Origin of the sequence: Marinobacter sp. MIT930201, from assembly GCF_047122665.1 — a bacterium.
GTDB lineage: Bacteria > Pseudomonadota > Gammaproteobacteria > Pseudomonadales > Oleiphilaceae > Marinobacter > Marinobacter salarius.
This window is the reverse complement of sequence record NZ_CP138916.1, coordinates 661,329-674,506: the sequence shown is the minus strand read 5'-3', so window position 1 is coordinate 674,506 and position 13,178 is coordinate 661,329. Positions and strand designations below refer to the sequence as shown.

At 56.9% G+C, this 13,178-nt stretch carries 8 protein-coding genes; 5 read left to right on the top strand and 3 right to left on the bottom strand.

The genetic code is table 11. The features are described from left to right. Positions 1-118: 118 nt before the first annotated feature. Together SIC19_RS03185 and SIC19_RS03180 are read left to right on the top strand one after the other, a co-directional pair. Positions 119-1,237: a CaiB/BaiF CoA transferase family protein gene (locus SIC19_RS03185; RefSeq protein WP_127400832.1), complete on the top strand. Its 1,119-nt coding sequence runs from the start codon at positions 119-121 to the stop codon at positions 1,235-1,237. Between the two features lie 119 nt (positions 1,238-1,356). After that, on the top strand, positions 1,357-4,035 hold the full coding sequence (locus SIC19_RS03180; RefSeq protein WP_127400833.1) for a penicillin acylase family protein: 2,679 nt from the start codon (positions 1,357-1,359) through the stop codon (positions 4,033-4,035). Between the two features lie 142 nt (positions 4,036-4,177). Here the strand turns inward: SIC19_RS03180 and SIC19_RS03175 are convergent, their stop codons facing one another. Continuing rightward, positions 4,178-7,027 carry an MECDP-synthase gene (locus tag SIC19_RS03175; protein ID WP_127400834.1) on the bottom strand — a complete coding sequence of 950 codons (2,850 nt, stop codon included), beginning with the start codon at positions 7,025-7,027 and terminating at the stop codon, positions 4,178-4,180. 295 nt (positions 7,028-7,322) lie between these two features. Next, positions 7,323-8,096 (bottom strand): enoyl-CoA hydratase, encoded by a 774-nt coding sequence (locus SIC19_RS03170; protein ID WP_127400835.1) that lies wholly within the window; start codon positions 8,094-8,096, stop codon positions 7,323-7,325. 195 nt (positions 8,097-8,291) lie between these two features. Between SIC19_RS03170 and SIC19_RS03165 the strand changes: the two genes are divergently transcribed. After that, positions 8,292-9,806 carry a fumarate hydratase gene (locus SIC19_RS03165; RefSeq protein WP_036206052.1) on the top strand — a complete coding sequence of 505 codons (1,515 nt, stop codon included), beginning with the start codon at positions 8,292-8,294 and terminating at the stop codon, positions 9,804-9,806. Between the two features lie 13 nt (positions 9,807-9,819). Here SIC19_RS03165 and SIC19_RS03160 read toward each other — a convergent pair whose 3' ends face one another. Then, positions 9,820-11,274 carry a protein adenylyltransferase SelO gene (locus SIC19_RS03160; protein WP_127400836.1) on the bottom strand — a complete coding sequence of 485 codons (1,455 nt, stop codon included), beginning with the start codon at positions 11,272-11,274 and terminating at the stop codon, positions 9,820-9,822. 115 nt (positions 11,275-11,389) lie between these two features. Here SIC19_RS03160 and SIC19_RS03155 point away from each other — a divergent pair, with 115 nt between their 5' ends. Together SIC19_RS03155 and SIC19_RS03150 are read left to right on the top strand one after the other, a co-directional pair. Then, entirely contained in the window at positions 11,390-12,337 is a 948-nt protein-coding gene (locus SIC19_RS03155) for a hypothetical protein (protein WP_228712224.1), read from the top strand. A gap of 11 nt (positions 12,338-12,348) precedes the next feature. Next, the gene (locus tag SIC19_RS03150) at positions 12,349-13,152 is read left to right on the top strand and encodes an HAD-IIB family hydrolase (protein WP_127400837.1); all 804 of its coding nucleotides are present in this window, start codon (positions 12,349-12,351) and stop codon (positions 13,150-13,152) included. The last annotated feature ends 26 nt before the right edge of the window (positions 13,153-13,178 follow it).

The following is a 13,178-nucleotide window of genomic DNA, read 5'->3' as shown; positions in this document are numbered from 1 at the left end:
CATCACTCTCGCGCCGCACTGGAAGAAATGGTCAATTGGAATGATGGAACCGGCAGTTGGCCCCGCGGGGAAAACAGGGCAGCATCAGGGTTGTCCAAAAATAGAGAAGGAGGTTTGCATGCCCGGCCCACTGAGCAACCTGAAGGTTCTGGATTTCAGTACATTGCTGCCAGGCCCCTACGCTACCATGCTGCTGGCGGATATGGGCGCGGATGTATTGCGGGTGGAGGCCCCTGGCCGCCTGGACCTGACCCGAGTGATGCCGCCGCTGGAAGATGGCGTCAGTACATCCCACACCTTCCTCAATCGGGGTAAGCGATCCCTTGGGCTGGATTTGAAGCAAGAGGGCAGTGCCGACCTGGTCAAGCAGCTGGTGACAGAGTACGACGTGGTGGTTGAACAGTTTCGACCCGGCGTTATGGACCGGCTTGGGATTGGTTATGAAACCCTCAAGGCCATCAACCCCAATCTTATTTACTGCGCGATTACCGGTTACGGTCAGACTGGCCCCTACAAGGATCGGGCAGGGCATGATATCAACTACCTTTCACTGGCCGGAGTTTCCAGCCATTGCGGTCGCCGGGAAACTGGGCCACCACCGATGGGTATCCAGGTTGCCGATGTGGCAGGCGGCTCACACCATGCCGTTATGGGGATACTGGCGGCTGTGATTCATCGCCAGCAAACAGGAGAGGGGCAGTTTATCGATATCAGCATGACCGACGCCGCCTTTGCCCTCAATACGATGGCCGGTGCTGCAGCCTTGGCGGGAGGGCAGGAACAGAAGCCGGAAAGCTCCATGCTCAACGGCGGCACCTTCTACGACTACTACCAGACCAGCGACGGCCGATGGTTGTCTGTGGGTAGCCTGGAGCCCCAGTTTTCCGACCGGCTTTGTGATGCCCTGGGTATCCCCGACATGAAGAGCTTTGCCTTGAGCCAGAACCCTGAGCACCAGCAGGCCATCCGGGAGGCGTTGAAGTCCAACATTGCACAAAAAACGTTGGCACATTGGCAGGACGTATTTGCGAACGTTGATGCGTGCGTGGAGCCGGTGCTGACCATTACCGAGGCAGCCGAACATCCTCAGCTGAAAGCGCGCGGCATGGTTATTGATGTGGCAAAAGGTAACGGGGGGGTCCAAAAGCAGATTGGCCACCCGATAAAATTCAGTGCAACGCCCTGTGAGAGCCGTTATATCGGCCGGACACTGGGGGCCGACAACGGCGATTTCTGAGGCACCCAGACAAAAACTGAATCGTTCGTCAGTCCTTAGCTAAATAACGGGGTGTCTGCTAATTTGTGAGAGTGAGTCATCTTTGGCTTACCCATAACAATCACAATGGACGAATCACTATGAAATCGCTTCGCAAACCTTTCAGGAGCGCAGACAAAAGCGCGTTGAAAGCGGCCGGGGTAGCGCTGGCCAGCAGCTTTCTGATTGCAGGATGTTTCGACGGAAGCAGTTCTTCTTCCGACTCCGATAGCTCGGTGAACGAACAGCTTTTCCCGGCGGACGGTACATTTGAGGCAACTATAAGGAGGACAGCCGGCGGGGTTCCGCATGTGAAGGCGGATGACTTGGCCTCTGCGGCGTTTGGTCATGGTTATGCCCAGGCCCAGGACAACGTATGTGTGTTGGCCGAGGCTATTGTTAAAGCCAGAAGTGAGAGGGCCAAGTATTTTGGCCCGGGACCCAATACGGCTTTCGGTGTAGGGCTCAATATAGTTAATGATTTCAGCTACAAAGCCCAAAAAATATACAGTGGCGCTGAACGAGAGCTCCCGACGCTAACGGATGAGAGCCGCGCACTGATTGAAGGCTTCACTGAGGGTTATAATCGCTACGTCGCCGAAACTGATCCGGGCGACCTGCCTGAGGAATGCAGGGATCAGGAGTGGGTGCAGGCGATTACCCCGGTTGATCTCCTGGCCCATTATCGAGTGGTTGGGCAGTATGCCAGTGGTGCCCAATTCGCAACGGGCGCGGTTTTCCTGGCTGTTCCCCCTGGGGAAAGTGCTGCCCCGGTGGCGGTTTCAGCGGTTGCCAACGCTGAACAGGTTGAGCAATTGCGCAAGGACGTCGTTGCAACGGCAAAAGCCAATGCCGGGGCCGTGCAGGATTTCACCGACATGGGGCTCGCCAGCAACGCCTGGGGTATTGGGAGCACAATGACCGAGCAGGGCCGCGGTGCGCTCCTCGCCAATCCTCACTTCCCCTACACCGGGCACCGGCGCCTCTACGAAGTGCAGATGACCGTTCCGGGGTACCTGAATGTTCATGGAGCGGGGTTGCTCGGTACCGCAATACCGCTTATCAACTTCAATGAAAACCTGGCGTGGTCGCACACCGTTACCACGAGCCGGCGATTCACCTGGTATGAGCTCACCCTGAAAACGGGGGATAACCTTACCTATGTAAAAGATGGTGTGGAAAAACCCATTGACGTTGAGACTTACCAGATCGAAGTAAAAATGCCCGGCCTGCCGGAGCCAATGGTTATTGAGCGGGATTTCTATTTCTCTGAGTACGGACCCATGATCGCCGCCAATGCTGTCAACAACCAGTTGCCGGCCTGGGGTGGCAATGGCGCGTTGAATTCGACCGGATCGGTAGCGATGACGTACCGCGATGCCAACGCAAACACCGGCGGTTTGTTGGATACCTGGCTGCAAATGAGCCGGGCGAGCAACCTTTCTGAATTTCAGGATGTATTCAGGAACTGTGGGTCTACACTCTGGACGAACACCACCTATGCCGATGACCAGGGCAACGCGTTCTACATCGATAGCAGCTCTGTGCCCAACCTTTCTGACAAGGCAATTGCCCTTGTCAATTTCAGGCGGTTTGGCAGTGCTTCTTACGCCGGGTTGTTTGATCAGGGTGTCACGCTTCTTGATGGCAGCAAGTCCATTGAGGATTGGGTTGAAACCTCGTGCGGCCCATTGGTCCCGTACAGCGATAAACCCAAGCTGGTTCGCTCCGACTGGGTTCAGAACTCGAACAGCAGCTATTGGGCGACAAACCCTGATGAGTTCCTGACAGGTTACTCCCCACTGTTTGGTCAGGAAAAAGCAGAGATCAATGCCCGTACCCGTTTGGGTATCAAGATGCTTCAAAACCCCCTTGAGCCGGGCGTTCCATCAGCTCCGCTCCCTGCGGGGCAGGACGGTAAGTTCAATGCTGAAGAGCTTTTGGGTGTGATCTGGAACAACCGTTCCTGGTACGCGGAGCAGTTCCTGCCTGAGCTTCTGGAACGTTGTGATGCGATAGGCGCCACAGCGGTGGGTGGGCAGGACCTGTCATCCTGGTGTCAGTCGCTGGAAAGCTGGGATGGCCTCTACAACCGCGATAGCGTTGGCGCCCATATCTTCAGGGTTTTCATGGCGAATTACCTTGAAGACGTGGACACGGATCTAACCCAGCCGTTCAGCCCTTCCGATCCGGTCGGTACTCCCTCTAGTCCGTCAGAAGCCAATGCGGGCACACCAGACGATACTATGCTTCTGGCACTCTCGGCAGGTGTTGACGCGCTTGTGTCTCAGGGTATTGCTCCCACAACTGCCCTGGGTGACCTGCAGTACTACCGTGCATCAGGGGGTGTCGTACCGGGCTCCGGCAATATGCCGGTGTTCCAGACCGTTGAAATTCCCTGGCATGGGGGCGACGGCAGTATTGACGGTGCATTTAACGCAATTGGTGTTGTGAGTGAGCCATTTGCGGAGGATACCCGCTTCCCCCGAATTGCTCCGCCCACTATTCCCAATACAGCCGGCCTTTCCGACGGAAGCAACGGTATAGACGGTTGGTTAATGGCAAGGGGTACGAGCTGGCACTTTGGCCTGGAGTTCACGGATAACGGCCCGGAGGCGTATGGCCTGGTTAGTTATTCCCAGTCCACGGATGCCATGTCCGACTACTTCAGTGATCAGAGTGTGCAGTATTCCAATAAGGAGTCTCGCAAGCTCTTGTTCACGGAGGATGAGATTGAAGCAAACCTGCTTCCTCAGGGGGAGACGGTGATATCTCAGTAGTCGTTAAGATTAGATAGACAACCTATTCACTATCAGTAAAGCAAAGGCCGGCGAGACTGACTCGCCGGCCTTTTTGTATCTACTGTACCAGCTGCCAAAAAAAAGCCCCGGAAGGTCCGGGGCTTTCAGGTTTCAGATCAAGTTACTGGTCTTGATCCAATGCACTCTCAAGGGTAGTGCTGCTTCCCAGTGAGGCGCCAATGGCGGGAACAGACGAGCCTGGAACTGGCTGCGCGCTGACTGCTTGGGCTGTCTGGGTGACCATGGCACTGAATGCTACGCTGGTGTCTGCAGCTCCATTCGGGCAGCCCTGCTGAGGTGCGATTGGAGCCACAAAGGTGCCGTGGTTTGCATCAGAGCAGGGGTTCGTGCCGTCAAAGAAGCTTGCAACTGGCATTGCGCTGCCTGTCGGGGTGTCGGTGTCAATAATGCCAAGACCCTCAGTTCCATCAGACAGCAGAGTTCCACCGGCACCGAGATCGATCAGCGCCATCAGGGGCTCTGTGCCCGCTAGCGGAGACGAAAGAGCGTTGCCGAGCGGATTGACGTTGGCTTCGTTCGGCACGGTGGTGTCTCCAACTACTTCGGAGACCAGCAGGTTGCTTGTTGACGCACCCAGGCCTTTTGCGAAGTTGACAGGATCGCCCGCATCGGAGACTGACTGGAACACGTAGAAGAAGCTTTCAAAGTCAGCCGACCCTTGTGTAACACCCGCAGCGGCCAGCCCTGGCAGAATGCGACCGGAGATGCTCGGAGAGTTCTCGATCAGGCGGGTGACCTGTCCACCAGTGTTGTGCAACACCACGGAATTCAAAGTCGGGAAGCTGAAGTTGCTAAGCGGAGGCCCTGCTTGAGCATAAGTACCGTTCAGCGTGGCGTTCAGTGTTGGATCGTTTGCAAGTGACGCAAACACGGTTCCGGAGATGCCGCCAAGCGAGTGACCGATGAAGTTCACCGGTACGCCGGCCAGGTCTCCCTGAGTACTGTAATCCCCGTCAATGTCGAAGGTCTGGATGGAGGCCGCTACGTTAAGCAGATCCACCACACCCTGGCGCAGGTTATCTCCGCTATTCATCATGTTCAGCGGATTGATGAACAGGCTGCCGGAGGAAATGTTAGCCAGTTCGGCTTCCACTGGCTGAAGTTGCGCATTGGCCGTATAACCAAAGTGCCTTTCACCGAGGTAGTCCGCTGAAATCAGAGCGTTCAATTGCGCGATCAGCGGAGCCAATGCTGGATTGTTCTGAGCTTCAAGGGCCTGGATTGTTGCCTGTACGGTCCCGGTGAGCGTCTGAGGGTCCAGTTTGCTCAGTCCAGGAACGGTTCCGGCCGTAGCGCCCGCGAGACCGTGCAACGGCTGGTCGATAGCAACCACTGTCTGACAGGCGCTTTGCGCCAACAGGATGGCCGGTAGCATCGCAACGCTGCGATCCACGGTAATGCCATGCTGGAAGATGGTCACGCCGTTGGGCTTGGCCGGGTCAGCACATGCTGCCGGACGAGAGTCGGTTGACGGGTTGAAGATAACCACCGGCACTGTTGTGTCGGCGTTCTTTTGGGGAAATGGGAAGTATCCGTTGACGTTCAGGGTACCATCAATATCCCTCAGGAAACTGAAAATTGTGTCGCCTGGCGTGAGGCTCTCGTTCAGGTCGGCCTCCAGGCTGGTGCTGCCTGTCCAACTACCTGTAACGATGCCCGCACCGGTTTCACCCGGCAGGCTCTGGAAGTAAGGCAGAGTAATAGCACCCTGATGAACCTGAACCTGAGCGGCAGCCTGGGCTATCTGGTTGCTGGCGTCTAAACCCTGAATAGTGGCAAGGTCAGCGGCCTCTGTTTTCTGATAAAAGAAAGAGGGGCGGGGAACCGGCAAATGCAAGGTGTCGCCGATTTCACCAGCAATCGCATTGCCGATGTCGGTTGGCGTTGTTTCCTGCTGAGCGTTGCCAAGGGCAGTAATGGCGGCTAACTCCTGAGCGGTAAGATCACTCGGATCAACCGTTCCGCCCTGCAAACCAGCGGCCAGTTCCTGAAGCTCAAGAAGCTTGGAGGTCAACTGGGAAAAGTTCAGGGTCGGATAGTTGTCACGGACGGCCTTCAGCAGAGCTGTAAACCCGACTTTTTGCCCCAGCGCCGTCCCGAACGCCGCAGGCGCCATCATGGCCCGCAATACATCGGTATCCGAATTTGTGGTGAACGAGTATGACAGCGCGGACTCGGATCCTGTGCTCATTGCTGTCAGGAAACCGTTGCCAAGGGCATCAAGGCTTTGGAGCAGTGATTTCACGTTGCCCAGTGCCGGGTTGCCTAGCGTGCCGTCGGCCAACGCAACGTCCTGTACTGCCCGAGCGATAGGTTTGCCGTTAGCACCCCTGACATCATCGCTGACAACGACAAGGTATTTTTGACCTTCCACAAGGGGTTCAAGCGGTACGATGCGGATAGCGTTGTTGGCACCACCATCCAGGCTTACAACGTCGGCCCGGAAACTGGGCTGCAAACTGGGGTCGAGCACAAATGGATCCGCAGGATTAATGCCGCTTGGGTTTGTGTTCGGCAATGCTTCCGGAGCAGACGCAACCGCTGGCGGAACTTTAAGAGGTACCAGGAAAACGGTCGCGTTCGCCATGACCGATGCGGGGTTCAGCTCACCATCAAACTTGAGGCTGAAAGCACCGGAAGTGGAGAAGCCGGAAAGCCGGTTTACGGCATCATCAGCGGGCGTGTCGCCGGTTGAAAGTCCAGTGAAGTCATAGTTTGCGCTTTGAGTAGCGCCAAGCAGCAGGATCAGGTCCGAGTTAATCGGGAACTGTGGGTCTGCCGATAGTGGGTTTGGGTCGTAAATAGGACGAACCAGACTTCTGTCGATGGTGGTGTCTTCGATCTTATAATCGGGATTCGCGTTACTGGACCCGGAACCAGCGCTGTCAAAGCAGCCTGTCAGTCCAACGGAAGAAGCCACGGCAAGACTTATTAGAGTTTTCTTGAACATGGGTGGAACCTTTTCCTGTTGTTGTGTCGTTATGTTCGGCAGCTGACGGGGCCGGTCTGGCCCGGTAAACCCGTTGTCAGTGGCCTGGTTTGCTTAGCTGTTGTCTGAAATTCTGGCCAGCGCTCTGTGCCTGATTTCTGTAACTCTGACTATAGCGGCAGTAAAGCAACAGTTGATCGCTCTAAAGTGTGATTCTGATCATTGGGAGCCTACCCGCACGGTCGGAGTTCGGCTTCATTGAAAAATAGTTGGCCCCGAGACTTTTGTCGAGTCTTTCGGGGCAGGGGTAGCCAGCCTAGCTGAAGCTTGAGAAATCCGGTTTCCGCTTTTCAGTGAAGGCCTTGATGGCTTCGGCATTTTCCGGTGACTTCAGGCGTTCTGAGAAGAGTTTGCCTTCGGCCAGCATGGTGGTTTTCAGCGCATCTCCGCTGGCCCGGTTCAGCAATTCACGGGTGGCACGGACGGCCGCCGGGGGCTGGGCTGCAAGCCGTGCGCAGGCTTCCAGAGCCTTAGTTTCAGTTTGTGACGGTTCGCACACCTGGTTGATCAGCCCCAGGCGCAGAGCGTCTTCGGCTGTGAATGCGCCGCCCAGCATCAACAACTCCGCAGCGCGTACCCGGCCGAGCCAGGAGGGCAGCAATAGGCTGGAGCCGCCTTCCGGGCACAGGCCTAGGTTGGCAAAAGGCATCTGGAAGCGGGTGTTGTTGCCGGCAAACACCAAATCGCAATGCAGCAGCATGGTGGTGCCGATGCCCACGGCGGGGCCATTCACGGAGGCTATGATCGGTTTGCTAGTGGAGGCCATCAGGAACAGGAACCGGCCTACAGGGGTGTCTTCAAACTCGCCGGGCATGCCCGCAGAAAAATCGCTCAAGTCGTTCCCGGCTGTGAAGCACTCATCACTTCCGGTGTACAGAATACAGCGAATGTCGCTGTCGTCGCGGGCCTGTTCAATCGCATCACCGAGGGCGGTGTACATATCATGGGTGAGGGCGTTTTTGCGATCCAGGCGGTTAATCCGGACGGTTAGGATATGGTTCTTTTTTTCAGTTAGGACGAGGTCGGTCACGGTGTCTCCTGCTGTTTTTATGTCGAAGATATCAGCAATGTTACATTTTTTCGTGCCCGTTTAGGCAAGTTTGTCGTTGAAAACCTTCGCGCCGGGTTTGGTCCCTCGGTTTTGGATTTTCTGGTAAACTTCGCCCTTCCTTTATTAGACAAGTTTATAACCCCTACTAGACAAACCAGACCTGATGAGACGCCTATGACCACCGTAATCCGCCAGGACGACCTGATCGAGAGCGTAGCGGACGCGCTGCAGTTCATCTCCTATTACCATCCGAAAGACTTTATTCAGGCTGTGCACGAGGCCTACAAGAAGGAAGAGTCCCAGGCGGCCAAGGATGCCATGGCGCAGATTCTGATTAACTCCCGCATGTGCGCTCAGGGCAAGCGGCCACTGTGCCAGGACACTGGCATCGTTACGGTGTTTGTGACGGTCGGTATGGATGTGCAATGGGATGCCGACATGGCGCTGGACGATATTATCAATGAGGGCGTTCGCCGGGCTTACATGCACCCGGACAACGTGCTGCGTGCCTCTATCCTGGCCGATCCGGACGGCAAGCGCACCAATACCAAGGACAACACACCTGCCATCATCCACTACAAGATTGTGCCGGGTAATACCGTGGATGTGCATGTGGCTGCGAAAGGCGGCGGTTCCGAGGCCAAGTCAAAATTCGCCATGCTGAATCCATCGGATTCCGTGGTGGATTGGGTGCTGAAAATGGTGCCGCAGATGGGCGCTGGCTGGTGTCCGCCGGGCATGTTAGGCATTGGCGTTGGCGGCACCGCTGAAAAAGCAATGGAGTTGGCCAAGGAGTCGCTGCTGGACCCGATCGATATCCATGACCTGCAAGCCCGTGGTGCCTCCAACCGTTCCGAGGAGCTGCGCCTGGAACTGTTCGACAAGGTGAATGAGCTGGGTATTGGCGCCCAGGGCCTCGGCGGCCTGACCACGGTTCTGGATGTGAAAGTGAAGGACTACCCGACCCATGCCGCCAACAAGCCGGTGGCGATCATTCCCAACTGCGCGGCCACCCGCCATGCACATTTTGTACTGGATGGCTCGGGCCCTTCACTGCAAACCCCGCCGAGCCTGGACGACTGGCCGGAAATTACCTGGGAAGTGGGTGACAGCGTGCGGCGTGTCAACCTGGATACGGTCACACCGGAAGACGTGAAAGACTGGAAGCCGGGCGAAACCGTGCTGCTCTCCGGCAAGATGCTGACTGGCCGCGATGCTGCCCACAAGAAGATGGTGGACATGATCGAGCGCGGTGAGGAGCTGCCGGTGGACCTGAAAGGTCGCTTCATCTATTACGTCGGCCCGGTCGACCCGGTGCGCGAGGAAGTGGTTGGTCCCGCGGGCCCCACTACCGCCACCCGCATGGACAAGTTCACCCGTACCATGCTGGAGAAGACCGGCCTTACCGGCATGATCGGCAAGGCCGAGCGCGGCCAGGTGGCCATTGATGCCATCCGCGAGTTCGGTGCTGTCTACCTGATGGCGGTTGGTGGTTCTGCCTATCTGGTGTCCAAGGCCATCAAACACGCGGAAGTGGTTGCCTTCGAAGAGCTGGGCATGGAAGCCATCTACGAGTTTGAGGTGGAAGACATGCCCGTTACGGTCGCGGTGGATTCCAAGGGCTCCTCTGTTCACCAGACCGGCCCCGCCGAATGGCACGAGAAGATCATCACCGCCAAGGCGGTGTGATCCTCACTCGAACTCAGGAAGAACAACTGATACTCAGGTGCTTCCCCCAGTCCGGGGGAGGCGCTGAGTATTGTTCGAACCCCGGCTGTTCGTCGAACGGCTTCTTCAAGACCTCCAGTAATTCCTTCATCGGCTCGTAGTCGCCGTTCTGGGCTTCCAGGATCACCTGCTGGGCCAGATAGTTCCTCAGAATGTACTTCGGGTTCACCTTCCGCATCCGGTATTCCCGCTCGTCGTGGGCGCGGGTTTCGGACTGCAGGCGCTGTTCATACCGCTCGAGCCATCCATCCGCCACACTGCGGTCTACAAACAGGTCGCGGATCGGCGAAGAGCCTTTCGATGTGAGGTTGGATAGCCCTCGGAAAAACAGTGTGTAGTCCACATGGTGCTCGTGCAGCATGCTGAAGGTATCCATAATCAGGCCCAGGTCGGATTCGTCTTCCTGGGCCAGCCCCAACTTATCCCGCATGTTCTGCAGGAAGCGTTCGTTGTAGGCGAGCTCGTAACGCCGTAGTCCCCGCCTTACGTCGTCCTCGTTCATGATCGGAAGCAGCGCGTTCGCAAGGTACTGACAGTTCACAAACCCGGTATTGGGTTGGCGATTGTAGGCGTAGCGTCCGCCCTGGTCGGTATGATTGCAGATGTAACCGGCGTCGAAATCGTCCAGGAAGGCATAGGGGCCGTAGTCAAAGGTATCCCCGATAATCGACATGTTGTCGCTATTCATCACCCCATGGCAGAACCCCACGGCCTGCCAGTCGGCAATCATCCGCGCCGTGCGCTCAACTACCTCGACATACCAGCGTTGATAGCGTTCGTCCTCCGGGAGGTTGATCAGATGAGGGAAGTGCAGGGCAATCACATGCTCAATCAGCGTTTTCAGGGCCTGTTCGCCCTCATGATGCGCCGCAAACTCAAAATGCCCGAATCGGATGTGCGTCTGCGCCACCCGCACCAACGCTGCCGCCGTCTCAATCGATTCACGACGCACCGGGTCTTTCGCGCTCACCATGAACAACGCCCGCGTGGTGGGAATTCCCAGCGCTGCCATCGCCTCGCTGCACAGGTACTCGCGGATCGTGGAGCGCAGCACCGCCTTGCCGTCGCCGAACCGGGAATAGGGCGTCATTCCTGCTCCTTTCAGGTGCCAGTCCCAACGTCGGCCGTCAGGGCCCACTGTCTCCCATAACAGTAGCCCACGGCCGTCGCCCAGGTCCGGGTTATACATTCCGAACTGGTGCCCGGTGTATTTCATCGCCACCGGGTCCATTCCTTCCAGCAATTCCGTCCCGGCGCCAATGCCGGTCCAGTCCTCGGGGTTCTGCGTGTGAAAACCCATCTCCCCGGCCAGGTCGTGGTTAAAACACACCATCCGGGCATCCTTCAACGGCGTGGGCGGCACCCGGGTGTAAAAACTGTCCGGAAGCTCAAGATAACGATGTTCGACTTTAAACGGGTTGCTGCTCATAGCGTCAGTGTCCCAGATAACTCCAATCTCCCACAAACCAAATAACCACCGCCTATACTCCAATTGGTACAAAACCTGCAAAACTCAAAACAAACCAACAGGGAAGCCGTCAACCGTGTCCTCACCCGAATTGACCAATACCATCCGTACATTGATCAAGCAGGAATCCCTTCCCGATTCCTACGCCGACACCGTCAAAAAGACCATCCTACCCCTGGCCCAGCACCTGCACAGCCTCAAACAGGCCCGAAACGAGCCCATCGTCATTGGCATCCACGGCGCCCAGGGTACTGGAAAATCCACGCTGACCCTGTTCCTCCGGGAACTGCTGACTAATCATTATCGAATCCCCACGGCCAGTTTTTCCCTCGACGACCTCTATCTCACCCGTGCAGAGCGGGAGCAGCGAGCAAAAGAAATCCACCCGCTGTTCATTACCCGGGGCGTTCCCGGCACCCATGACCTGGCATTGGGGCAGCACGTTATTGACCAACTGAAAGCCGCCCACCAAGACACGGAAACCGACATTCCAGCGTTTGATAAGTCCCGGGATGACCGTTACCCGAAAGCACAGTGGCCTGTTTTCCAGGGCAGGGCCGACATCATCCTGGTGGAGGGCTGGTGCGTGGGAGCCGTTCCAGCGGGTAGCGAAGAGGAATTGATGGAGCCAGTCAACGAACTGGAGCGGTCCGAGGACCCTGAGGGCCTGTGGCGTCGAAACGTCAATAGCTGCCTGAAAGGGGAGTATGGCCGGTTTTTCAGCCAGCTCGACAGCCTGATCATGCTGCGTGCTCCCTCCATGGAGTGCGTGCTGACATGGCGCACCCTACAGGAGCAGAAGTTAAGGGATCGTTCTCGGGCTGCACCAAAAGAGAGCGCGTCTGATCAAAAGACCGGGAATGAGTTACGCATCATGAGCAATGAGGAAATTGCCCGATTCATCATGCACTACGAACGGATCACCCGCGCCAGCCTGCAAGAAATGCCCGCCCGCGCCGATTGCGTGATCAATGTCGGTGAAGACCACAGTTTCGGTGAACCGCTGATCCGTCAGCGCCAATAGAGGACATTGCCATGGCCAAACCCAGACTGCTCCTGTTTTCCGACCTGGACGGCACACTTCTGGACCACGACAGTTACGACTGGTCGCCCGCGAAGCCAGCGCTTGAGCGGCTGGCGGCGGCGGACATCCCGGTGGTGCTCAATTCCAGTAAAACCGCAGGAGAGATACACGCCGTGCGGGAGCAACTGGGAAACACGGCGCCTTTCATTGTTGAAAATGGCGCTGCCGTTATTGTCCCCGCGAACTGTTTTGGACCGGGCCCTGAGCAAGTGCAGAGTTTTGGGGCATCCCGGGATGAGGTGTTAACCCTGCTGAAGGAATGTCGGGCTGAGGGTTTTCAGTTCCGCAGTTTTGCGGATATGAGCCCGGCGGAGCTGGCCGGGCACGCCAAACTCTCTGAACCGGAAGCAAAACTGGCGAAAGACCGCGCCGGCACAGAGCCATTGCTGTGGGAAGGAGACGAGGATTCGCTGGCCAGATTTCGCGAGAAATTGGATGAACACGACTGCCGTCTGGTGCAGGGCGGGCGCTTTCTCCATGCCATGGGCACCTTTGATAAAGCCGATGGGGTCCGTTTTTTGCTGGGTAAATACAGGGAACACTTTGAGCAGGACCGGCTGATTGCCATTGCACTGGGCGACAGTCCCAACGACCAACACATGCTGGAGGAAGCCGATATCGCGGTTATCGTTCGGGGCGTCCACTCAGAGAGCGTATCCCTGCCATCCCAGAGCCGGGCAATACGGTCCATTAGGGCCGGTCCGGCGGGGTGGAACGAATGCGTGCTGAATCTTCTGATTGAGTACGGTTACTGAAACCGGGTACTAACCACAGGAGAGCC